We start from the raw sequence: 22,885 nt of genomic DNA on the forward strand, positions 1-22,885 counted from the left end.
ACCCAGGTGAACGCCTACCTCAGACAGCTCGGCACCTCCTTCCGGTTCCTCGCTGTGGCCACGGTGCTGCTCGGCGTGCTCTACCCGCTCGCGGTGGTCGGCGCCGGCCAGGCGGTGGCGCCGGCCCAGGCCAACGGCTCGATTGCCCGGCTCGGAGGCCAGCCGGCCGCCTCGGCGCTCCTCGCCCAGGCCGTGCCCGAGAAGGAGAGCCGGCTCTTCTTCCCGCGGCCCTCCGCGGTGAAGTGGGACCCGGCGGCCTCCGGCGCCTCGAACCTCGGCCCCTCCGATCCGGCCCTGGCGAAGGCAGCAGCCCAGGCCCGTGCCGCGGTTGCGGCGCGGGAGGGGGTGCCGGCGTCGGCCGTCCCGCTCGACGCCGTCACCGCCTCGGCGAGCGGACTGGACCCGGACATCTCCCCGGCCTACGCCCAGCTGCAGCTCCCCCGCGTGGTGCGCGCCACCGGGCTCAGCACCGCTGCGGTGCAGCAGCTCATCGCGGAAGCCACCACCACCCCGGCCCTCGGGCTGCTCGGCCAGCCGGCCGTGAACACCACCACGCTCAACCTCGCCCTCGCCGCGCGGCTCACGTAGCGCGCGAGGATGCTGCGGTCGGGCCGGAAGACATAGAAGAATCGGGAGCATGGACCGCGGCAGCCTCCGCATCTTCCTCGGCGCGGCGCCCGGGGTCGGGAAGACGTACGCGATGCTCGAGGAGGCCCACCGCCTCGCCGCCGCCGGCACCGACGTGGTGGTCGGGGTCGTCATGGACCACGGCCGGGAGCAGACGGCGGCGCTCACCGCGGGGCTCGAGCAGGTGCCGCTGCGGAGCGTCGAGTACCGGGGCACGAGCCTGCCGGAGATGGACGTGGACGCCGTCCTCGAGCGGGCCCCGCACACCGTCCTCGTGGACGAGTACGCCCACACCAACGCCCCGGGCAGCCGGCACGCGAAGCGGTGGGAGGACGTGGACGAGCTCCTCGCGGCGGGGATCGACGTCCTCACCACGGTCAACGTCCAGCACCTGGCCTCGCTCAACGATGTGGTCGAGTCGATCACGGGCACGCGGCAGCAGGAGGTCATCCCGGACGCGATCGTGCGGGCCGCGGACCAGATCGAGCTCGTGGACATCCCGCCCGAGCTGCTGCGCCAGCGGCTCGGCTCGGGCCTCGTCTACGCCCCGGACAAGATCGACGCCGCCCTGGCCAACTACTTCCGCCTCGGCAACCTCGCGGCCCTGCGGGAGATCGCCCTCATCTGGCTCGCCGACCGCGTCGAGGAGGGCCTGGCGGCCTACCGCGAGCGGCACCACATCGAGGACACGTGGCCTGCCCGGGAGAGGGTCGTCGTCGCCCTCACCGGCGGTCCGGAGGGCGAGGCGCTCATCCGCCGCGCGGCCCGGATCCTTTCGCGGGTGAGCGGAGGCGACCTCCTCGCCGTCCACGTGCGCACCCCGGACGGCCTCGCGGAGGGATCCGAGCAGGACCTGGCCGCCCAGCGGAGCCTCGTGGAGGGCCTGGGCGGCAGCTTCCAACAGCTCGCGGGGGACGACATCGCCGCGAGCCTGCTCGACTTCGCCCGCAGCGTCAACGCGACCCAGATCGTGGTGGGCGTCTCGCGCCACACCCGCCTCCAGCAGCTCCTCGGCCGCGGCGGGGTGGGGGCCGCCGTCGTGCGCGACTCCGGCGAGATCGACGTGCACATGGTCACCCACTCCCTCGCCGGGCGGGCGCCCCGGCGCAGGCTGACCCCGTTGCTGGGGCGTCCGCGCACGGTCGCCGGGTACGTGCTCGCGTTCGCCGTGCCGATCGCGATGACCGCGGCGCTCGCACCGTTCCCCGAGATCAACCTCACCACGCAGGCGCTCGCGCACCTGTGCGCGGTCGTTCTTGTGGCGTTCATCGGGGGGCTGTGGCCGGCGGTGGTCGCCGCGGTCTTCGACTCCCTCCTGCTCAACTACTTCGTCACCCCGCCGGTGGGGAACCTCACGATCGCCGACCCGCAGAACTTCTTCGCCCTGGCCGTATTCCTCGCGGTTGCCGTCGCGTTCTCCCTGGTGGTTGGGGTCTCCTCGCGCCGCTCCCGGGACGCCGCCGTGGCGCGGGCGGAGGCGGGCACGCTCACCGAGCTCGCCCGCGGCTCGCTGGCCCGGGACCAGGGCCCGGCGGACTTCCTCGAGCAGCTGCGGCACGAGTTCCAGCTCGCGTCGGTGAGCCTGCTGGCGGCGGACGACGGCGGGTGGACGGTCCGCGCGGATGCCGGCCCGGGTGCCCCGCCAGACCCGGACGGCGCGGACGGGGCGGACCGGATCGGCCCCGGGCTCACCCTCGCGTGGCGCGGCCGGCCGCTCAGCGGCGGCGAGCGGCGCCTGCTGGCCGCGTTCGAGGCGCACCTGGCGGCCCTGCTCGAGCGCCAAGAGCTCGCCACGAGCCTGCGCGAGACGGTCCGGCTCGGCGAGGCCAACCGGATCCGAACCTCGATCCTGCGGGCCGTCTCGCATGACCTGCGCACCCCGCTCGCGGGCATCCGCCTCGCCGTGACGGCCCTCGAGCGGCAGTCCGCCGCGATGAGCGCCGAGGAGCGCGCGGAGATGCTCGCCGCCATCGGCTCCTACGCCGGCCGTCTCGACAGCCTCGTGGCGAACCTGCTGGACATGTCCCGGATCGACAGCGAGGCCTTGTCCGTGCTCCACGAGCCGGTCGCCTGGCGGGAGGTCGTGGCGGAGGTGCTGGCGGAGTTCCCGGCCGGGGCGGTGCGGGTGGACCTTGCGCCGAACCTCCCCGCAATCGATGCCGACCGCGGCCTGCTCGAGCGGGCGCTGGCGAACGTGGTGGAGAACGCCCTCAAGTACGCCCCGGGCAGCGACATCGTGGTAGTCGCGACGGCGGGGGGTCTGCTCGCCCCCGGCATCGGGGACCGCCCGGTGAGCGAGCTGCGCGTGGTGGACCACGGCACCGGCGTGCCCCCCGAGCGCGTCATGGCCATGTTCCAGCCGTTCCAGCGGCTCGGCGACGAGGGGAAGGGGCCAGGGATCGGCCTGGGGCTCGCGGTCGCGAAGGGCTTCGTCGAGGCGATGGGCGGGGTGCTCGCCGCGGAGCCGACCCCGGGCGGCGGGCTGACGATGGTGATCCGTATGCCCCTCTACGCGGGGCCGCACGACGAGGAAGGGGACTGAGGTGAAGAGGGTGCTCGTGGTCGACGACGAGCCGCAGCTGCTGCGCGCCCTGCAGATCAACCTGCGCGCCGAGGGCTACAGCGTGACGGTCGCGGCGAACGGGACCGAGGCCCTGCGCCTGGCCGCCTCGCGACCGCCGGACGTACTCGTGCTGGACCTGGGCCTTCCGGACCTCGACGGGGCCGAGGTGATCCGCGGGATCCGGGGTGGTCCGACATGCCGATCGTGGTCCTCTCCGCCCGGCATGGCTCCGCGGACAAGGTGGAGGCGCTGGACGCCGGGGCGGACGACTACGTGACCAAGCCGTTCGGGCTCGACGAGCTGCTCGCCCGGCTGCGCGCCGTCGAGCGTCGCTCCGCCCACCCCTCCCCGCCGGGGTGGTGGACGCCGGCGACCTCGTGATCGACCTCGGTGCGGCGACCGTGACCCGGGCCGGCGAGCGCGTGCACCTCACCCCGCGCGAGTGGGGCGTCCTGCAGATGCTCGTGGCCCACCGGGGCCGGCTCGTCACCCAGCGGCAGCTGCTCCAGACGGTCTGGGGGCCGGCCTACACGGAGGAGACGCAGTACCTGCGCGTCTACATGGGCCAGCTGCGCCGCAAGCTTGAGACCGACCCGGCCCACCCCCGCCACCTCATCACCGAGGCCGGGCGTGGGTACCGCTTCGAGGTGCCGGCGGCGGGCGAGAGGCCGTCCGAGGACCGGTGAGGATACCGTTGCACTATGGAGATGCGTCTCGAAGTGGTGCAGGTGCCGGTCGCGGACGTCGAGCGGTCCAAGGCGTTCTACGTCGAGAAGCTCGGCTTCGTCCTCGACCACGATGTGGAGCACATCCCGGGCATGCGGGTCGTGCAGCTGACACCGCCCGGCTCCGCGGCCTCGATCGTCATCGGCACGGGCATGACCGGCATGGTCCCCGGCAGCCTCGAAGGACTGCAGCTCGTGGTGCCGGACCTCGCGGCGGTCCGCGCGGAGCTCCTCCGCCGCGGCGCTGAGGTCAGCGAGGTCCAGGACATGGGCGGCGTGCAGTTCGCACACCTGGTCGACCCCGACGGCAACCGTTGGGTCCTCCAGGGCGCCACGCCTCCCGCGGTGAGGGCCGCCCGCCGGGAGTGATCCGCCGCCCCGGGCCCAGGCTGGGGGACTCCCCCAGCTGCGACGGGTACTATGACCGGGCCCTGACCCGGAAGGAGCGCCCGTGCCCAAGCCGTTCGGCGAGCTGTTCGAATTCGCCGGCCCCGGCGCCTTCCGCATCCGCGGCGCGGGCAAGGGCCCCGGCGAGTTCGTCCTGGTCCACGGGATCGGCGCCTCCGCCGCCTACTTCCGCCCGCTCGCCGAGCGGCTCTCCGCCGCCGGCCGGGTCCACGTCATCGAGCTGCCCGGCCACGGCAAGAAGCTCGAGCCCAAGCGCCCCCTGTCGATGGGCGAGTTCGCCCGGGCCACCTGGCGGGTCCTCGAGCGCATGTGCGGCGAGAGCCCCATGCTCGTGGGGCACTCGATGGGCACCCAGGTAGTCGTGGAGATGGCGCTCCAGCGGCCAGACGTCCGCAAGGCCGCGCTCCTGGCCCCCACCGTCAACGAGCGCGAGCGCACGGTGCCCCGCCAGGCGCTCCGCCTCTTCCAGGACGGGCTCATCGAGCCGTGGGGCCTCAAGGCGATCCTCGCCAGGGACTACGCCCTGTGCGGTCCGCGCTGGTGGGCCCTCACCCTCGGCGAGATGATGGCCCACCGCATGGAGGAGCGCATCAGCCACGTCGAGGCGGACCTCCTGCTCATCGCCGGCGAGAAGGACCCCACCTCTCCGCCCTCGTGGTCGCGGGCGCTCGAGCGCGCGGCGCCGCACGCGCGCACCGCCGTGATCCCGGGCGCCCCGCACTCGCTCATGTACCGGGACGCGGACCAGGTGGCGCGGCTGCTGCTCGAGCATGCCGCCGCGCCGGTGGGCTCTTAGCCGGACCTCAAGGGGCGAGCGCGAGCCGGCGGCTGAGCCAGTCCAAGGCCGGCCCCAAGGCGGCGGAAGCCACCCGCCACGAGTGGCCCACCGCCGGAATGCTCTCGGCCTGGACGGTCATTCCGGCACCGGTGGCCGCGGTGGCGACCCTGTGCATGCAGGCGGTGAACTCGGAGTCCTCGGCGCCTGCAGCGAAATAGGCCCAGCTGTGGTGGTAGTGGCGCTTCTTGAGCTGGTGGAGGGGCGTGCGGGCGTCGAAAGCAGCGGTATCCCCGGCGAAGGACTCCTGGATAGTCGCGGCCCGGCTGGGGCCGAGGGCGGGTTCGGCCTCACCGCTGAAATCGAGGGCATTGGAATAGGTGCCCGGATGGAGGGTGGCCATCTGGATGGCGCAGGTGCCGCCGAAGGAGAAGCCCCCGATCGCCCAGCGTTCATGGTCGGTGGTGGCGTCCAGATTGGCGGCGATCCACGCCGGGACATCCGTGGCGAGGTAGGTGTCGGCGCGGGCGATCCGCGAGTCCATGCACATGGTGTTGGCGGTAGCCGTGCCGTTGGCGTCGACCACGACCGTGATGGGGGCCAGTCCCCGGTGGGCCGCCGCGAAGGCGTCGAGCACGGGCTGGAGGCGGCCGGCCGTGAGCCAGTCGGACGGCGAGCCGGGCTGGCCCGAGATGAGCACGAGCACGGGCAGCACCGGGTGCCGCGGGACGCTGTGCGCGGGGGGCAGGTAGATGTAGGCCCTCCGGGCGGTGAAGCCCGAGACCATGCCCCGGATGTGCGCGGACTTGACCCGGCCGTGCTCGGGCATGTCCGGCGGCGGCGCCCATCGGGCCAAGGCCAAGGGTGGGCTCGACGCAGACTCGCCCTCGTGGGAGGCGTTCGTCAGCGGGGCGATATCCGCAGTGCTGGCCCCCGTGACGTCTCCGAGGGTGCGGTAGAAGCCGTAGTACGCGTTGACCTGGAGGGACGCAGCGGCCAGGACGAGGGTTGCCGCAACGGGAGCCAGAACGCGACGGGGCCAACGCCCGCCGCGGAGCCCAGCGCCCGCGAGGATGAGGGCACACGCCGCTGCGGCAATCCAGGCCAGCACCGGCAGGGGCAGCGGATGCGTGCTCAGGCCCGAGGCGACCGTCCACTGCCCCACGGCCCACGCCGTGCCTCCCGCGAGGAGGGCAGCCAGCAGCGGGACCAGCGCCCCTCGGCGCCATCTGCGTGCCAGGAGGAAGACACCGGCCGGGATCGCGAGCAAGACGGCCACCGTCGGCACGGGGCCCTCCACCAGGTCCAGCGCGCTGAGCGGTCCCATGGGCTGTCCTTCCCTCCTGGGCCCCCGCGGTGGTGGTCACGAGTGAATCCGACGGCACGTTGCCCGGGCGTTACCGGGGGGCATCCGACCCGGCGGCCGCCGCGTTCCCGCAGACGACGGCGGCGCCTCGCCGCGCCGGGGCTGTCCCGCCGGCCGCACGGGGCCTAGCCTGTGGCGTATGTCAGCCGCTCCCGTGCCCTACGTCCTGTTCCCCGGCAACGCCCGCGAGGCCCTCGGCTTCTACCACGGCGTCTTCGGCGGCGACCTCGCCCTCTACACGCGCGCCCAGTTCGGCCGCACCGACGAGACGGGCGAGGCGATTGCCCACGGCGAGCTGACCGGCGTCGTCCACCTCTGCGGTGCCGACGCCGACGCCGGGGTCCCGGGCGTGCGGACGGAGGGCCTCATGCTCTCGCTCCTGGGGACTGCGGACGAGCCGACGCTGCGGGCCTGGTTCGACGGCCTGGCCGAGGGCGGCTGCGTGGTCGAGGCGCTGGAGGAGCGTCCGTGGGGCGCCTCGGACGGGCAGGTTGTGGACCGGTTCGGCCTCCACTGGCTGATCGGCTTCGAGCCCTCGTAGGCGCACCGGTGGACCTGGTCCTGCCGCTCGACGACCCGACGGCCGATCTGGAGACGGCCGGCGGCAAGGGCGCCTCGCTGGCCCGGATGGCCCGCGCCGGGCTCCCGGTGCCCAGCGGGTTCTGCGTGACCACGGCGGCCTACCGGGCGTTCGTCGCGGGCTTCCGCGACCAGATCGACCCCGGCGACCCGCACCGCACGGCGGCGCTGTTCGCCGAACACCCGCTGCCAGCCGGGCTCGCCGAGGAGATCCGGGCCGCCTACGGCAGCCTCGGCGAGGACGTCCCGGTCGCGGTGCGCTCCTCGGCCACGGCCGAGGACCTGCCCGGGATGTCCTTCGCCGGGCAGCAGGAATCCTACCTCAACGTCCGCGGCGGGGCCCTGCTCGCGGCCGTGCGGAAGTGCTGGGCCTCGCTGTGGAACCCTCGCGCCGTGGCATACCGCGACCAGCACGGAGTGCCCCACGACGCGGTGGCGCTGGCCGTCGTGGTGCAGGAGCTCGTCGACGCGGACGCGTCCGGGGTGCTGTTCACCGCGGACCCCGTGACCGGCAGCGAGGAGGAGACCCTCATCAACGCCTCGTGGGGGCTGGGCGAGTCGGTGGTCGGCGGGCACGTCATCCCGGACAGCGTCGTCGTCCGCCGCGGCGCCGTGGCGGACGCCACGATCGGTGACAAGGCCGTCATGACCGTGCGCACCGCGCACGGGACCGAGGAGCGGCCCGTGCCGGAGGAGCGGCGCCGCGAGGCCGTCCTCTCTCCCCCGCAGGCGCTCGAGCTGGCCGCGCTCGGGGCGCGGGTGCGGGACCTCTACGGGGTGCCGATGGACGTCGAGTGGGTGCGCCGCGCGGGGCAGTTCGCGATCGTCCAGGCCCGGCCCATCACCGTGCTCGGCCCGGCGCTCGGGGAATGGAACGACACTGCCAAGGGCGAGTACCTGTGGACCTGCGGGAATCTCGGGGAGGCGATCCCGGACGTCATGACCCCGATCACCTGGTCCTTCGTGAAGCTCTTCATCCACGAGGCCATGTCCGCCTCGGCCATCCCCGGTTTCGACCTCGTGGGCAACATCGGCGGCCGGTTCTACCTCAACCTGACCCCCATCTACTCCATGGTAAAGGCCCTGCACGTGAAGGGCTGGGCCAGCACGGTCGCCAACGTGTTCGGGCGCATCCCGGAGGGCCTCGACGTGCCGACCGTGAAGGTCCTCGACTGGCCCACCTTGAAGCGCATGGTGCCCGGGGCGATCCGGGTGCGGCGCCGGGCCCGCGCCAACCTCGTCCAGATGCGCCCGTTCCTGGCCGAGTCGCGCGGCCGCTGTACCGACCTGCGCGCCCGCATCGTAGCCTCCGGCACGGCCGCCGAGCTGGCCGCCCTGTACCGGGAGGAGATCGGGCCGCTCTTCGTCACGGCAGCCCGGATGCTCGAGGCCGCGGGCCGGCAGGGTGGCGGGACGCTGCTCTACACGCGGGAGCGGCTGCGCAAGCTCATGGGCAGCACGGACGCCGAGGCGATGCTGACCGGGGTCAATGCCGACGGCGGGCTGGCCAGCCTCGGCCTGCTGGTCGGCCTGACGCGGCTGGCCCGCGGCGAGATCGGACGGGACGAATTCGCCCGGGAGTATGGGCACCGCGGCCCGCACGAGTGCGAGCTCTCGGCGCCGCGGCCGGGCGAGGACCCCGGCTGGATCGACGCCCAGCTCGCCGGCCTCCACGACCTCCAGCTCAGCACGGACGCCCTGCTCGCCCGCCAGCGGCAGGCCCGGGACGCGGCGTGGCAGCGCTTCGCCGCGCGCTACCCGCGCCGGGAGGCCGCGCTGCGCGAGCAGGTGCGCCGCTGGAACGGGATTGTCCGCGACCGCGAGGCCACCCGCTCGGAGTCGGTGCGCACGTTCTGGGTGGTGCGCGAGTTCGTGCTGCGGGCCGGCGAGCTCACGGGCCGCGGCGACGACCTCTGGCACCTCTACCTCGAGGAACTCCTCGACGTGCTCGATGGGAAGGCCGCCGCGCTCGCCAGGGTGCCTGCGCGGCGCGCCGCCTATGAGCGGTACGCCGCCCTGCCGCCCTATCCGAGGCTCATCGTGGGCCGGTTCGACCCGGTGCGCTGGGCCGCGAGCCCGGAGCGGCGCACCGACCTCTACGACGCCCGCGGTGCCACCGTCCCCGTCGAGGAGGGCATCACCGGCTTCCCGGGCGCCCCCGGGGTGGTGGAGGGCACCGCCCGGGTGATTGCGCGCCCGGAGGACGGCGCGCGGCTGCGAGCCGGCGAGATCCTCGTGACTACGCTGACCAACGTGGGCTGGACGCCGATGTTCCCGCGGGCCGCCGCCGTCGTGACGGACCTGGGCGCGCCGCTCTCGCACGCCTCGATCGTGGCACGCGAGCTCGGCATCCCCGCCGTGGTCGGCACCGGCAACGCGACCATGCTGATTCACGACGGCGACCGCCTCCGCGTCGACGGCGAGCGCGGCACCGTCGAGGTGCTGCAGTGAGGCAGGGGCGCGGCCCGGAGCGGAAGGGCGAGCGGCTTGTCCGCCCGTAGCCCCGTGGCGACACTGGTGGAGTGAGGCAGCCGCGGTGCCCTGTAGTGATCGGCCGCCGGGCCGAGCTGGACGCGCTCCGAGATGCGCTGGAAGGAGCGCTGCGGGGCGACGGACGGTGTGCGGTGCTGCGCGGTGAGCCGGGCGTCGGAAAGTCCCGGCTGGTCCGGGAAGCGGTCGGCTGGGCCGCGGATCTAGGTGTGTCGACCGCAACCGGGCGTGCTGTGCCGGGATCCGGTTCGTCTCCCTACCGCCCCCTTGCCGAAGCACTCACGCAATTGTCGCGTCTGGTGCCCCTGCCCGATGACAGCTCCCTGGGGCCGTGGCTCGCGCTGCTGCGGCCGCTGCTGCCGACGCCCCCGCGCGCCTCCCCACCGCGCGTGGAGGTGCCGCCGGATCTTCGCGCCGAGGCGCTGCTGCGGGTCGTGGAGCGGGTCGGCGGCCCGGGCCTTGTCCTGGTCCTGGAAGACCTCCATTGGGCGGACCCCGAGACCGTGTCCGTCGTGGAGTACCTGGCCGGCAATCTCAGGGGTCAGCGGCTCCTGCTGGTGCTGACCATGAGGGACAGCCCGGCCTCGGCCGCGCTGGAGCTGGCTGGAAGGCTGCGGGGCAGCGCGGACGTGGTGTCCCTGGCGCTGGAGCGCCTGAGCGGGGACGAGTGTGCCGAGATGGTCCGGGCGTGTCGCCCCGATGCCGATCCCGAGACGACGACGAGGGTACAGGAGACGTCAGAGGGGATCCCACTCCTGGTCGAGGACCTCCTCGCCTCACCGGGCGTGCCCGCCGGATTCGCCGCCACGGTCGAGGGCCGCCTCGCCGAGCTCGCCCGGACCGAGCGAGAGGTCGTCGAGGCCGCCGCCGTCCTCGGGCGCCACTTCGACTGGGATCTGCTCCCGGCGATGACGTGCCAGCCCGAGGCCGCAGTGGTCCGCGCGCTCGAAGCAGCGGTGGGCAGCATGCTCATGACGGTGGAGGGCCAGTCGATGGCATTCCGCCACGCCCTCACCCGCGAAGCCGTCCTGGATCGGGTCATCCCGCCCCGCCAGCGGGAACTGGCAAGGGCCGCCCTGGCTGCCCTGGACCGCGCGGAAAGGCCCAGGCAGGGCCGTCGCGAGCTGGCCACGGAGCTGGCGCTGCGGGCCGGCGACCGCCATCGGGCAGGGAGGCTGCTCGCAGAATCCGGGCGGGAATCACTCGCCTGGGGAGCGCTGTCCACCGCCGCCGCAGCGCTGCAGCGCGCCGCCGAACTACTTGACGGGTCTGCAGCGGGGACCAGGGCGGAGCTGGATCTCGTGGAGTCCCTGGCCCTGGCGGGACGGGTCGACGAAGCCGCTCGGGCAGGCGGCCGCCTCCTCGCCCGACTCAGTACGGATCCGCAGGCCTCACACCTCCGGGTGGAGGCTCATCTTCGCCTGGCCCAGGCCGGCGTAGCGTCCTCCCGCTGGCAGATGGCCCGTTATCACCTCGATCTGGCAGCCCGTGATCCGGGCGGCCTCGAGGCCGTGCTGGACCACGGAGCGTGGGCGGCGGTGCTCGAGGCCGACCTCGCGATGTCATCAGGCGACTACGGGGCCGCGACGGCGCTCGCCGAACGGGCGCTCGCCACCGACGGCGTGGCACCTGCCATCAGGTGCCACGCCTACGAGATCCTCGGACGCGCCCGCCGCTCGGCCGATCTGCCCGCGGCCCGCGAAGCGTTCGAAGCTGCACTGCTCACCGCAGAGGCCGCCGACCTTCCGCTGTGGCGCCTGCGCGCCCTGCACGAGCTCGGCACGATCGACCTCTTCGACCATGCAGGCGTCGATCTGCTGCTCCAGGCCCGCCGCGCCGCCGCTGACATGGGAGCGGTCAGCACCGCCGCAGTCCTGGATCTGCAGCTCTCCGCCGCCTTCACCTGCCGCTGGGACCTCGACTCGTGCGACCGCCACGCGTCCTCGGCCATCTCGATCGCCGAGCCCCTCGGGCTGGCACAGGTGCGTGCGAAGGCGCTCGCCATGCTCGCCGGGAGCGCGAGCATGCGGGCAGACGTTGCGTCCACCGAAAGGTACGCGGCCCTGACGCGGGCCGCCGCGCCCCAGGATGCGATGCTGGAGGGCTTCGGGTGGAGTGCGCGCGGGATGGCCCTGCTCCTCAGCGGCAAGGACCGGGAGGCCTTGGGCCCGTGGGGGCACGGGATCATGATCCTGGCCCGGCTGCCCCACGCCGAACCAGCCTCGATGCGGGCGCTCTGGCCCCTCGTCCTCGCCGCCTGCGGGGACCGCCGCGCCCAGGAGGCAATCCAGGAGGCGCGCCGACTCGATGTGGTGTCCTTCGGCCTGAACCGCGCGCTCGTCGGCTACGCAGAGGCGGTGCTGGCCGGAGGCCGCGGCGAAGCGCACCGGGCACAGGAGTTGGCAGCAGCGGCCGACAGGGAGTGGACCAACTGCGAAGGCTGGGCTGACCTCGCCCGGCTCCTCGCCGCTCCGACCGCCCGAGCCGGCGGCTGGGGGGATCCAGTCCAGTGGCTCCGGGGCGCGCCGGAACGCTTCGGGGCCCGCGGGCTCGATGGGATGAGCCGCCGCTGCGGCGAACTCCTCGAGGCCTTCGAGCCGAACCCCTGGGCCGACGTGGGCGTGACCCCGCGGGAGGCGGACGTCTTCCGGCTGATTTCCTTGGGGCTGCCGAACCGGGACATTGCCTCGCAGCTGCGCCTCTCGCCCCGGACGGTCGAGAAGCACGTCGAATCGCTCCTCCGCAAGGCTGGTGCCAGATCCCGCACCGAACTCGTCGCCCGCTTGGCCAGCGGCCAGCCCCCATCGACACCGACCACGTAGCCGGGCCCAGCACTACGTGGTACTCCCGATGCCCGTGCGGATCCCTGAGCGCACGCTGGATGCATCCACCGGAAGATCAGCGAGAAGGGAACCCGAGATGAGCATCCAGACGGCCTTCGAAGCGAAGAGCCTCGAATCCCCCGATGAGACGCACACCATGGAGCACGGCACGCTCGAAGTCGTGAACCTCCAGGGCGCTACCATCGCCCGGGCCGTGTTCCAGCCGGGATGGACCTGGTCCGGGGACATCGCCCCCACTGTCGGCACCGCCTCGTGCCAGGTGTCCCACACCGGCTACGTCGTCTCCGGACGCTTCCACGTGCGCATGGACGACGGCCGCGAGTACGACTTCGGCCCCGGTGACGCCCACGTTGTCGCCCCCGGCCACGACGCCTGGGTGGTCGGCGAGGAGCCTTGCACCATCATCGACTTCGCCGCGACCGGCGGGGCCGCGTCGGGCTACGTAGGGCGCTGCCCCTGCGGGGTGGAGTTCCGCGTCGCAGGCGCCGATCAGCTCGACCACCTGGTGGCCGCCGTCCGCGAGCACGCCCGCGGCACGCACAACCACGAGCTCACCCCTGAGGAGGTCCTGGCCGACATCTCTGCAGCCTGACCACGGAGAGCGCGGCACCGTCGAGGTGCTGCAGTGACGCAGGGGCGCGGCCGGGCCGGACTCAGGCAGGCCTGAAGACCGCGGCGAGGACGTCGCGTACGTTGGCGACGTCGATAGCCCCGTCGGTCTCCCGGGTGAGCAGCTTGCCCAGCCGCCGGGGCGAGACTACATGGACGCCGCGCGTGGCAAAGAAGCCGCCGATCAGCGGCCAATCGGCCTCGACGAAGCAGAGCGCGCCCGTGACCGCCACGTCCGGGAGGTGGGGACGCAGGACGTCGATCTGATTCAGCACCCCGTCGACCAGCTTCGTGCAGTGTCGGCGGCCGACGACGAGCGTCTCGGTGCGCGGCCTCAGGAAGCCGCCCTCGACCTTGAGCTCGGGGCGGCCCTTGTAGCGCTTGGCGTCGATGACCCAGATCCCGCTGGGGGTGATGGCGATGTGGTCGATGTTGGCCTTCGAGCCCGGGATGCGGCGGTCGTGGAGGACAACGATTCCCTGGCCGGCGAAGGAATCGAGCCGGGCGCCGAGGCGTTGCTCGCCGACGGCGCCGGTCTCCCAGGCCTTGGTGCTCTGCCGCTCGTCGGAGAGGGCGACGGCGAGGCCGCCGAGCCGCCCCCATTTCTCGCGGAGCCGCTGCTCGTCCTTGGCCTTGCGGCGCTCGTACTCGCGCCGGGCCGAGGCGCCGGCAACCCCGGACTGGGCGGGTGGCGGCCGCGTGGGTTTCTCCGCGTGCGCTAAACATTCCAGACAGCGGACTGTTTTCGTTTCGCTCTCGTACACGGCCTGTGTGCCGGCCGGAATTGAGGTGCCGCAGAGCCGGCATATTCCGGCGTAGCGCAGTCTCATCTGCTTCATAGTGACGAGGACCCCCGCGGGAAGGATCTGGCCTTCTCCATGAGTGTGCCTCTGCGAGTGCGTGCCACAGATCCCCCATCTCTGATGAGCGTCAGCCTAACGTTCCCTGGCGAGGCGCAAGGACCTCGCGAGCGGAAATTTGCGGCATTGTCGGCTGGACCTCGGGCGGCTAACGTTTACCCAGCCGGTCTTATCGCACTGATCCGGCTTGGGGCTCTGGGGGACTCTTGAAAACGATGTCAGCGCGCATTCGCGCACTTTTTGCCGTGCTCGCTGGAATCGCGCTTCTGGGCGCCGGACTCCTCGGCGGTGCCGCGCCGGCTTCGGCAGCCGATCCCGTCCCCAGCTGGTGGATCATCACGGGCACTCTCTCTCCCGGCAGTACCAACGGCTCCGGAACCATCCCGTACCACGTAACGCTCGGTGCCACCGTCACCTACACGGATCCGCGCTGCGTCCCCATCTCCGTCAGCTACCACCCCAACGGCGTGGTGAACACGACGATCGGAGCCTCGACGTACGCCTCGCCGCCGCTGTCGCAATGGCCGACAACGACGGTCAGCGACACGGCGACGACGTGCCACGACTCCGCCGGCAATCCGATCACCGGCGTAACGGGAGCACGCACCCGCACCTACGGCGACTGGACCCTGGACTACTCCTGCCAGCTGTCCGGCCTGGCCGTAGCCGCCACGCTGAGCGACCCCGATGCGGGCCTGACGGATGCGACCGGGCTGGTCCGCCTCGGCGACCCCACCTACCTCTACGGCCCCGCGATTGTGCCGGACTACCAGGGCGCGCTCCCTGCCTCGTGCCAGCCCTACCCGGCACCCACGCTGGCCCTCTCCACCCTGCCCGATCCGTACGGGGCGCCCGCCGGCGCGACGGTCACCCTGACCGGCACCGGCTACGTCCCCGGGTCAGCTGCGACCATCACCTTCGACACCACCCCCTCGAACACCGTCCCCGTCGGCTCGCCGACTGTGCGTGCGGACGGCACGTTCGCCGCCGACATCACCATTCCCGCCAATGCCTACCAAGGACACCACCGGGTGACGGTCAACTCGCCCGGGAGCCTCACACGGACCGTGATCCTGAACGTGACCGCCGAGCTGAGCTCCTCGCCCACCTCGGGAGGGTTCGGCTCGACCCTCGCTGTGACAGGCAGGGGCTTCCAAGCCGGAGAGCCAATCTCCGTCGACCTCGAAGCCGAGACCTCGGCCTACGGCCTAGTGCTCGGCGAGGTCACCGCGCGTGCCGACGGCACCTTCACCTACACCACCGATGTCCTCCCCCGGGACCTGCCCATCGGCCCGGCCCGACTGCACGCCATCGGCCGCTACAGCCAAGCGGCCGTGCCCTTCACCGTCCTGCCGCCGAACGACGGCCAGGCCATGGACACGAAGGCGGCCGCCTGGGGGCTCGGCGCCTCCACGGGCCCCGTCAGCATCGCCGCCGACGGCTGGGAGTCCCGCACCTACCAGCGCGGCGCCGTCTTCTACGGACTCTACAGAGGCACTAAGAGCCTGATTGCCTCGCGCGGTGCGATCCGCAGCGAATGGCTCGCGGTCACCCCAGAGTCCGGCGGCATCCGCTTCCCTGAGAGCGGCGTCCTCGGCTACCCCACCACCGACGAGGTCAGCGGACTCAAGGACGGGGGCGTGTACCAGCTGTACGAGGGCGGGGCCATCGTCTGGTCGCCCGCCACCGGCGCCCACACCTCCACCGGCGCCATCCGCGCCCGCTACGCCCAACTCGGCTACGAGAACGGCGTCCTCGGCTATCCCACCAGCGACGAGGCCGGAGGGCTCAAGGACGGCGGCATCTACCAGCTGTACCAGGGCGGAGCCATCGTCTGGTCCGCCACCGGAGCGCATGCGTCCCTCGGGGGAATCCGCACCGAGTGGGGCCGCCTCGGGTACGAGAACGGGACCATGGGCTACCCCACCGGCGAGGAGACAGGCGGCCTGTGGAGCGGCGGTGTCTACCAGATGTACCAGGGCGGGGCCATCGTCTGGTCCCCCGCCACCGGCGCCCACGAATCCACCGGCGCCATCCGCACCCGCTACAGCCAGCTCGGCTACGAGACCGGCATCATGGGCTACCCCACCAGCGACGAGATCGGCGGTCTCAAGGGCGGCGGCGTCTACCAGATGTACCAAGGCGGGGCGATCGTCTGGTCCCCGGCCACGGGCGCCCACGCGTCCTCCGGACCGATCCGCACCCGGTACGGCCAGCTCGGCTTCGAGAACGGCCGCCTCGGCTACCCGACCAGCAACATCTACTCCGTTCCCAACGGCACAGCCCAGAACTTCCAGAGCGGCAAAATCACCTACGCCAACGGGTCCATCACCGTCTCGTAGCCACAGAGCTTCTGCAGAAACACCGCTCTTCGACAGAAATTGGGGGAAACACATGAAAAGAATGCTCGCGCCTGTCGCGATCCTGGTATCGGCTGCCGCTGCGCTCACCGGATGCGGAGGGGCAACCGCGACGTCCGCAAGCACGGCCCTGCCGTCATCAGCGTCGGCGTCGTCGGCGCCCGCGGCCCCCGCGCCCACCCCAACCCCGACACCGACACCGACGCCCACTACGAAGGCGTACACGAACGAGGAACTCGCCACGGTCATCGAGGGGCTGAAGGACAGCCAGGGCCGCGCGCTGACGGTGATCCCCGCTGCCCAGATCAACCAGGGCATGATCGTCGCGAAGCAGGCGATCAAGGCCGCCGTGATCACGCCCTCTGTCTGCGCGGCGCTCGCCAACAGCAACGCCCAGATCCCGGAGGGGGCGACCTACGCGGCCGGCCAGAGTATCTCCGTCGCGGACCACACAGTGACCGTCATAACGGCCGTGTCCGCCAAGGACCCCGCGCAGCTGGCCGGCCAGACGAAGCAGTCGGCCGACGCGCTGGGGCAGTGCTCGACCTTCAGGATGGACATCAGCGGCCAGACGGTCATCACCCAGGTCCGGCGGCTCACCGAGGCGACCCACGGGGACCGTTCGGTGGGGTCGCTGATCATCCAGACGCTGCCCACCGGGCAGAAGCAGACCACGCTGACGGTCACGGGGGTCAAGGGCAATCTCGGTGCCACCGCCATCAAGACCGGGGCGAATGTCACGGCCGATTCGGCCGCCGAGCTGATCCCCCTGGTGAACGCCGTCCTCGGCTGACGCCCCCGCCGCGCCGCGGCAGGGCCGCCGTCAGGCGAAGAGTCCCTCCCCGAGGTACCCGTCGCCGTCCTTCACGCCCGGGGGAACGAAGAAGTAGCCGCCGCCGAAGGGCTGGATGTAGTCGGTCATCGGCTCGTCGATGAGGCGGGTCTGCGTGGCCTCGAACTGGGCCTGGATGTCCTGCTGGAAGCTCGCGAAGATCAGGCCGGCCTGCATGTTGCCGTTGAGGTCGATCCCCATCTCGTAGTTGTAGCCCCGGCGCAGCATCCGGGAGCCCGCGGTCTCCGGGGTGCGCGGGTTGGCGAGGCGGATGTGGGCGTCGCGGCGGATCGTCTTCCCGTCGGGGTCCGAGGCGTAGTCCGGTGTGTCGGTCTCGTTCTGCTGGCCCAGGGGTGCGCCCGAGGCGCGGTGCCGGCCGATCATGCCGTCCTGTTCGCCCAGGCCCACGCGGTCCCAGAACTCCACGAGCATGCGGATGATCCTGACCACCATGAACGTGCCACCCTCGGCCCAGGCGGGCTGCCCGGTGCCGCCGCGGACCCAGACGAGCTGCTCGGCCTCGGCGGGGTTGACGATCCCGTCCTTGTAGCCGAAGAGGTTGCGCGGCGCCCCGGCGGGCCGGGGCGCGCTGTGGAAGCCGTTGACCTTCCATTGCAGCTGCAGCTGCCCGCGGGTGGCCTTCATGATGTCCCGCAGCGCGTAGTGGACCATGTCCGCCGAGTCGGCGCACAGCTGGAGGATCAGGTCGCCTCCGGTCCACGCCTCGTCGATGGCGTCGTTGGGGAAGACCTTCATCTCGGTCAGGCCCCGGGGCTTCTTGGACGCGAGCCCGTAGGCCGGGTTGTCGAAGAGGCTGCTGGCGAGCCCGAGCGTGAGGGTGAAGTTCGCCGCGGGGACGTCCTCCCCCATGACGCCGGAGTTGACCGGCGGGGCCCCGTCGACGCCGGTCTGCTCGACCGCGGGGAGCGTATCGGCCGCCTTGTGGCCGCCGCCGAGGAGGCGGGCCTTGACGGTGAGCCGCTGCAGGAGAGCCTTGAGCTCGGCCCGGTCGGCAGCCAGCACGCGGAACGCGGCGAAGCACGAGGCCTGTTGCTGCGCGGCGGGCCGGTAGATCCCGGCCTGGTGGTCACCGTGGAAGTCCACGGTGTCGGAGGGCGCCTGCTCGGCGGCTGTGGGGGCTGCGCAGGAGGCAAGCATGCCGGCTGCGGCCGCTCCCCCGGCTCCGACAAGGAAGGTGCGGCGTTGGAGGTCCACGGTGGTTCTTTCGCTTGGGGTGACGGCCGACGGCGGGGGGCCGGCTCAGTCGTCGATGCCGGGTCAGTCGTCGGTCGAGAACAGCGCTGGGGCCAGGGCGAGCGACTCGAGGGCGCGGCCGATCGCGCCATTGACCCGCTGCCGCTGCGCCAACGGGACCTGGCTGTAGGGGGTCCAGGTTCCGCCGGACTTGGTGGCGTCGATCGCGGCGGCCAGGGAGCCCAGCTGCTGGTCGAGGGCCGCGGGGTATCCGGACCTGAGGCGCTCGAGGAGGCCACGGAGGGTGGCGAGGACCTCTTGGGTGGCCTCGACGTCGGCGCGGGTCAGGGCCAGTGCCATGCCGGAGCCCTGGTCCCCGAGGCCCGAGAGGTGGTCCCGCACCGAGTCCTCGAGGATCTCGTGGAGCCGCAGCGGCATGTCCGCCGGGTCCACGGCGGTCTCCGGAAGGTGGGCCTCGAGGGCATCGAGGTCGGCCAGCAGCTTGGCCACGACGGGCACGAGCTCGCCGGGGCCCTGGCCGTGCCAGAGGCCGTACTCGATGCGCCGCAGCCCTGTGAACCGAGGGCTTGCCGCGCCTCCCTGGAGGCCTCGCGACCCGGGGGCGATGGCGTTGCCGAGGTCGCCGAAGCTGCCGTAGGCGGCGCCCACCCGCTGCCACGTCTGCTGGGCCTCGAGCCAGGTCGCCCTGGCGGCGCCGAGGTCCGCGTTCGCAATCTGGGCCCGCAGCCCCGCGGCCTGCGCGCGTAGCTCCTTCAGGCGCGCGGCGACGTAAACGTGGTAGGCGGCGACGGCGTCGGACATCGTGCTGGGCGGCGCGGCTGCAGGCAAGGGTCACCTCGGCGGGTCGGGATCGGACGCCCGGGCACCCCGAGCAAGGTAAACCTAACCTTACCCAGAATTAGGATGCAAGTTCATGATGTAATTCCCGCCACGACATCTCTCTTGACAATGCAAAACGGTTTGCGCCAGACTGTGATACACAACATACAAAACGTTTTGGAAGCGAGGTGGAAGCGATGGCCAAGGTCGGAATCCGCGACGTGTCGAGGGCAGCCGGCGTGTCCGTCACGACCGTCTCGCACGCGCTCAGCGAGACGCACCAGTCCCGCGTGAACCCCGAAACCCGCGAGCACGTCCAGCAGGTTGCGGCACGCCTGGGCTATGCGCCGAACCGGATCGCCGTCGCCCTGCGCAACCAGCGGTCCCAGCTGCTGGGCTTCGTCAGTGACGAGATCGCGAGCACACCCTTCGCAGGGGAACTGGTTCTGGGCGCCCAGGACGCCGCCTACGAGCGGGGATGGCTTCTCATGCTCGTCGACAGCGGCCGGAACCCGGAGCTGGAGGAGAAGCAGGTCAACACCCTGCTCCAGCATCAGGTGGACGGAATCGTCATCGCGAAGATGTACCACCAGGAGGCCAGTGTTCCCGCCGCCGTGGCGGGGATTCCGGCGGTGCTGCTGGATGCCTTCGACCCCGAGGGCACGCTCTCCTCGGTCGTGCCCGACGAAGTCGGCGCGGCCAGCACCGCCGTCCAGGAGCTGATCGATGCCGGCCACCGGCGGATCGGCTTCATCAACAACAGCGACGACATCCCGGCGGCATTCGGGCGCCTCGAAGGGTACCGCGCGGCGCTCGCCGCCGCGGGGATCGGGTTCGACCCGGATCTCGTGACGCGCCAGGCCCCCGAGGTGCCCGGCGGCCGGGCCGGTGCCGAGAAGCTCCTCGGGCTTGCTGAACCGCCCACTGCGCTGTTCTGCTTCCACGACCGGCAGGCCTTCGGCGCCTACGAGGTCGCAGCCCGGCTGGGACTGCGGATCCCGGACGACCTCTCGGTGGTGAGCATCGACAACTTCGAGATCATCGCCGACGGGCTGTGGCCGGGCCTGACCTCCGTGGCCCTTCCGCACTACGAGATGGGACGCTGGGCCGTCACCCGCCTCCTGGACGAGATCGAGCATCCCGAGGAGGCCGGCGAACCGGTCCATCTCGACTTCGAATGCCCGATTGTCCGGCGGGGGTCGGTGGCCCCGCCCCACTCGAGTTCGCCCGGCCCCGAGGCCTCTTCCTAGGTCCGAGCCGGTTCACCCAGTCGGGGTGCGGCTGCTGCAACAGCCGCACCCCGGTCGGAACCATCCGTCCCCTTCCCATCCATCCACGGAATCGAAAAGGAAAAAGCGCATGAAGACAGCGCTCAGGCGGCTCCTCGCTGCCAGTGTAGCGGCGGCCGCGATCGGCGGAAGCCTGGCCGCGTGCGGCAAGAGCACCACCGGCTCTGGCGATGGAGCCAACGGCACGCTCACCCTCTGGACCCACAACGCGGGCAATGCTGCCGAGCTCGCGGCCGACCAGTCGGTCGTCGACGCGTTCAACAAGAGCCAGAGCAAGGTCCAGATCAAGGTCCAGGCATTTCCCCAGGACTCGTACAACAACTCGGTGGTGGCTGCCGCCGCCGCCCACAAGCTGCCCTGCCTTCTGGACATCGACGAGCCCAACGTCCCCAACTGGGCGTGGTCGAAGTACCTGCAGCCGCTCAACCTGAGCGCCGACCTGTCCAAGAACCTGCCCTCGACCGTCGGCAAGTGGAGCGGGCAGACCTACTCGGTGGGCCTCTACGATGTCTCGCTGGCGATGCTCGCCCGCGCCTCGGACCTCAAGGCTGCCGGAGTGCGCGTCCCGACAACGGACAAGCCCTGGACCAAGGACGAGTTCAGCGCCGCACTCGCCTCGCTGAAGAAGCTCGGCAAGTGGGACCACCCGCTCGACCTCGGCACGGGAGGCACCGGCGAGTGGCTCCCCTACGCCTACTCGCCGTTCCTCCAGTCGTTCGGCGGAGACCTCGTCAACCGCACCGACTACCAGAGCGCGGACGGCGCCCTCAATGGCGACAAGGCAGTCGCGTGGGCCCAGTGGTTCCACGGCCTCGTCAGCAGCGGCTACATGGCACAGAAGAGCGGCCAGGACCCGACGAAGGACTTCCTCAACGGCAAGAGCGCGATCCTCTATACCGGCTCGTGGGCTGCCGACCAGGCGCGCAAGGCCCTCGGGAAGGACCTTGTGGTGCTCCCGCCGCCGGACCTCGGCACGGGCCCGAAGGTGGGCGGCGGTTCCTGGCAGTGGGGCGTCACGGCCGGCTGCCAGAACTCGCAGGCCGCGATGGACTTCCTGTCCTTCATGCTCAAGCCCGAGAACGTCGCCAAGGTCGCCCAGGCCACCGGGACCATCCCCGCGACCGAGGAAGCCTCGGCGCTCGATCCGGCGTACGCGCCGGGCGGGGAAGACAGCATCTTCCGCCAGTTCTCCAAGAGCTACGCCGTGATGCGCCCCGAGACGCCGGCCTACCCGTACATCGCGACTGAGTTCGGCAAGACCGTCCAGGACATCCTCTCCGGCGGTGACCCCAAGTCCGCGCTGGACAAGGCCACCAAGGACATCAACGACAACATCAAGTCCAACAACGGCTACAAGAGCTGACCACCAGGGGGCGCCGCCCACGGCGGCCCCCCCCTGGGCCTCCCTGCTCGCAACTCGTCACGACTGGAACTCCCATGACTGCCAACCACCTTCTCGACCGCGTCCCTCACCGGTCCGGATCCCGCAAGCCTTCCCCGCCTGGACAGGTCCAGGACGCCAGGGCCCGCTCCCGCAGCATTGGCCGCAGCCGCCGCCGGGAGGAGCGCGTCGGGTGGGCCATGCTGGGGCCCGCCGTCCTCCTCCTGATCGTCTTCGTCTTCGTCCCGGCGCTGCTCGCCTTCGGGCTCGCCTTCACGAACGCGCGGCTCCTGGCCCCGTACGCGCCATCGTTCGTGGGCCTGGACAACTTCGTGCGCCTCTTCCAGGACGAGACGTTCTGGCACTCGCTGGCCAACGTCGCCTACTTCGCGGTCGTCGTCGTGCCGGTGCAGTCCGGCCTTGCCCTCGCGATGGCGCTCCTGGTCAATGTGAAGGTGCGCGGCGTCAACTTCTTCCGCACCCTGTACTTCCTGCCCGTGGTGACCTCGATGGTCGTCGTCTCGCTCCTGTGGCTCTTCATCTACCGCCAGGACGGCCTGCTGAACGAGATCATCGACAGGGCCACCTTCGGGCTGGTCCACGGCCCGGACTGGCTCAACAACACCGCCACGGCCATGCCCGCCATCATCCTGATGTCGGTCTGGCAGGCCGCCGGCTTCCATATGATCATCTGGCTCTCAGGCCTGCAGACCATCCCGGCGGACCTCTACGAGGCCGCGGCGATCGACGGCGTGGGCGGGTGGCAGCGCTTCCGGTACATCACCTGGCCCAGCCTGCGCCCCACCCGGAACCTGATCCTCATCACCATCACGATCCAAGCGCTGAGCCTCTTCACGCAGGTCAACGTCATGACCCAGGGCGGCCCCCTGGAATCGACGAGCACGATCGTCTACCAGGCCGTCCAGACCGGGTTCCAGCAGCAGGAGACGTCCTACGCCTCGGCGATCTCGCTCGTCTTCTTCGTCCTGGTGCTCCTCGTCTCCGGCGTCCAGCGCTACCTCACCCGAGAGAAGTCCTGACCATGGCCACCGTCCAGCCCCCTGCCCGCTCCCCGCTGGCCCCACTCCGCCTCCGCAAGCCCGCAGCCCGCGGGCTGCGGCCTGGAACAGGCCTTGGCGGGTGG

Annotated in this window: 17 protein-coding genes and 1 pseudogene; 14 read left to right on the plus strand and 4 right to left on the minus strand. The window is 71.7% G+C overall.

Features of this window, described 5'->3' with window-relative positions:
• Positions 1-6: 6 nt before the first annotated feature.
• From kdpC to SA2016_RS14130, 5 genes and pseudogenes are all read left to right on the plus strand, one after another.
• Complete coding sequence (gene kdpC / locus SA2016_RS14110; RefSeq protein WP_066499191.1) at positions 7-588, plus strand: K(+)-transporting ATPase subunit C; 582 nt, start codon at positions 7-9, stop codon at positions 586-588.
• Between the two features lie 49 nt (positions 589-637).
• Positions 638-3,169 carry a DUF4118 domain-containing protein gene (locus tag SA2016_RS14115; RefSeq protein WP_066499193.1) on the plus strand — a complete coding sequence of 844 codons (2,532 nt, stop codon included), beginning with the start codon at positions 638-640 and terminating at the stop codon, positions 3,167-3,169.
• 1 nt (position 3,170) lies between these two features.
• Positions 3,171-3,876: pseudogene (locus SA2016_RS14120) on the plus strand (response regulator).
• A 15-nt stretch (positions 3,877-3,891) separates the two neighbouring features.
• Positions 3,892-4,284, plus strand: a complete 393-nt coding sequence (locus SA2016_RS14125; protein WP_066499196.1) for a VOC family protein — start codon at positions 3,892-3,894, stop codon at positions 4,282-4,284.
• Between the two features lie 82 nt (positions 4,285-4,366).
• Positions 4,367-5,119, plus strand: a complete 753-nt coding sequence (locus SA2016_RS14130; RefSeq protein WP_066499200.1) for an alpha/beta fold hydrolase — start codon at positions 4,367-4,369, stop codon at positions 5,117-5,119.
• 7 nt (positions 5,120-5,126) lie between these two features.
• Here SA2016_RS14130 and SA2016_RS14135 read toward each other — a convergent pair whose 3' ends face one another.
• Entirely contained in the window at positions 5,127-6,425 is a 1,299-nt protein-coding gene (locus SA2016_RS14135; protein ID WP_066499202.1) for an alpha/beta hydrolase, read from the minus strand.
• Positions 6,426-6,603: 178 nt separating this feature from the next.
• Here SA2016_RS14135 and SA2016_RS14140 point away from each other — a divergent pair, with 178 nt between their 5' ends.
• The 4 genes from SA2016_RS14140 to SA2016_RS14155 all read left to right on the plus strand — a co-directional run bounded on the left by SA2016_RS14140 (position 6,604) and on the right by SA2016_RS14155 (position 12,968).
• Complete coding sequence (locus tag SA2016_RS14140) at positions 6,604-7,005, plus strand: VOC family protein (RefSeq protein WP_066499204.1); 402 nt, start codon at positions 6,604-6,606, stop codon at positions 7,003-7,005.
• 8 nt (positions 7,006-7,013) lie between these two features.
• Positions 7,014-9,494, plus strand: a complete 2,481-nt coding sequence (locus SA2016_RS14145) for a PEP/pyruvate-binding domain-containing protein (protein WP_066499206.1) — start codon at positions 7,014-7,016, stop codon at positions 9,492-9,494.
• Positions 9,495-9,589: 95 nt separating this feature from the next.
• The gene (locus SA2016_RS14150) at positions 9,590-12,355 is read left to right on the plus strand and encodes an ATP-binding protein (protein WP_229710784.1); all 2,766 of its coding nucleotides are present in this window, start codon (positions 9,590-9,592) and stop codon (positions 12,353-12,355) included.
• Positions 12,356-12,452: 97 nt separating this feature from the next.
• Positions 12,453-12,968 carry a cupin domain-containing protein gene (locus SA2016_RS14155; protein ID WP_218030551.1) on the plus strand — a complete coding sequence of 172 codons (516 nt, stop codon included), beginning with the start codon at positions 12,453-12,455 and terminating at the stop codon, positions 12,966-12,968.
• Positions 12,969-13,029: 61 nt separating this feature from the next.
• On the opposite strand, the gene SA2016_RS14160 is transcribed toward SA2016_RS14155, so the two are convergent.
• Positions 13,030-13,749 (minus strand): nuclease-related domain-containing protein, encoded by a 720-nt coding sequence (locus tag SA2016_RS14160; protein ID WP_229710782.1) that lies wholly within the window; start codon positions 13,747-13,749, stop codon positions 13,030-13,032.
• Between the two features lie 341 nt (positions 13,750-14,090).
• Between SA2016_RS14160 and SA2016_RS14165 the strand changes: the two genes are divergently transcribed.
• Positions 14,091-16,187, plus strand: coding sequence for an LGFP repeat-containing protein (locus SA2016_RS14165; RefSeq protein ID WP_066499211.1), 2,097 nt, complete (start codon positions 14,091-14,093; stop codon positions 16,185-16,187).
• A 61-nt stretch (positions 16,188-16,248) separates the two neighbouring features.
• On the plus strand, positions 16,249-16,998 hold the full coding sequence (locus SA2016_RS14170; protein WP_066499213.1) for a hypothetical protein: 750 nt from the start codon (positions 16,249-16,251) through the stop codon (positions 16,996-16,998).
• A gap of 30 nt (positions 16,999-17,028) precedes the next feature.
• On the opposite strand, the gene SA2016_RS14175 is transcribed toward SA2016_RS14170, so the two are convergent.
• Both SA2016_RS14175 and SA2016_RS14180 read right to left on the minus strand, forming a co-directional pair.
• Complete coding sequence (locus SA2016_RS14175; protein WP_066499214.1) at positions 17,029-18,252, minus strand: Dyp-type peroxidase; 1,224 nt, start codon at positions 18,250-18,252, stop codon at positions 17,029-17,031.
• 63 nt (positions 18,253-18,315) lie between these two features.
• Positions 18,316-19,080 (minus strand): EfeM/EfeO family lipoprotein, encoded by a 765-nt coding sequence (locus tag SA2016_RS14180; RefSeq protein WP_141305391.1) that lies wholly within the window; start codon positions 19,078-19,080, stop codon positions 18,316-18,318.
• Positions 19,081-19,268: 188 nt separating this feature from the next.
• On the opposite strand from SA2016_RS14180, the gene SA2016_RS14185 reads away from it, so the two are divergent.
• The 3 genes from SA2016_RS14185 to SA2016_RS14195 all read left to right on the plus strand — a co-directional run bounded on the left by SA2016_RS14185 (position 19,269) and on the right by SA2016_RS14195 (position 22,781).
• Positions 19,269-20,321, plus strand: a complete 1,053-nt coding sequence (locus tag SA2016_RS14185; protein ID WP_066499216.1) for a LacI family DNA-binding transcriptional regulator — start codon at positions 19,269-19,271, stop codon at positions 20,319-20,321.
• Between the two features lie 109 nt (positions 20,322-20,430).
• Positions 20,431-21,723, plus strand: a complete 1,293-nt coding sequence (locus SA2016_RS14190) for a sugar ABC transporter substrate-binding protein (RefSeq protein WP_066499220.1) — start codon at positions 20,431-20,433, stop codon at positions 21,721-21,723.
• 74 nt (positions 21,724-21,797) lie between these two features.
• Positions 21,798-22,781 (plus strand): carbohydrate ABC transporter permease, encoded by a 984-nt coding sequence (locus SA2016_RS14195; RefSeq protein ID WP_084249540.1) that lies wholly within the window; start codon positions 21,798-21,800, stop codon positions 22,779-22,781.
• The last annotated feature ends 104 nt before the right edge of the window (positions 22,782-22,885 follow it).

This window comes from Sinomonas atrocyanea, from assembly GCF_001577305.1.
GTDB lineage: Bacteria > Actinomycetota > Actinomycetes > Actinomycetales > Micrococcaceae > Sinomonas > Sinomonas atrocyanea.

Coding starts and splice junctions, on each gene's coding strand:
- SA2016_RS14115 (WP_066499193.1), top strand. CDS start 638: ATGGACCGCGGCAGCCTCCGCATCTTCCTCGGCGCGGCGCCCGGGGTC.
- SA2016_RS14125 (WP_066499196.1), top strand. CDS start 3,892: ATGGAGATGCGTCTCGAAGTGGTGCAGGTGCCGGTCGCGGACGTCGAG.
- SA2016_RS14135 (WP_066499202.1), bottom strand. CDS start 6,425: ATGGGACCGCTCAGCGCGCTGGACCTGGTGGAGGGCCCCGTGCCGACG.
- SA2016_RS14140 (WP_066499204.1), top strand. CDS start 6,604: ATGTCAGCCGCTCCCGTGCCCTACGTCCTGTTCCCCGGCAACGCCCGC.
- SA2016_RS14155 (WP_218030551.1), top strand. CDS start 12,453: ATGAGCATCCAGACGGCCTTCGAAGCGAAGAGCCTCGAATCCCCCGAT.
- SA2016_RS14170 (WP_066499213.1), top strand. CDS start 16,249: ATGCTCGCGCCTGTCGCGATCCTGGTATCGGCTGCCGCTGCGCTCACC.
- SA2016_RS14185 (WP_066499216.1), top strand. CDS start 19,269: ATGGCCAAGGTCGGAATCCGCGACGTGTCGAGGGCAGCCGGCGTGTCC.
- SA2016_RS14190 (WP_066499220.1), top strand. CDS start 20,431: ATGAAGACAGCGCTCAGGCGGCTCCTCGCTGCCAGTGTAGCGGCGGCC.
- SA2016_RS14195 (WP_084249540.1), top strand. CDS start 21,798: ATGACTGCCAACCACCTTCTCGACCGCGTCCCTCACCGGTCCGGATCC.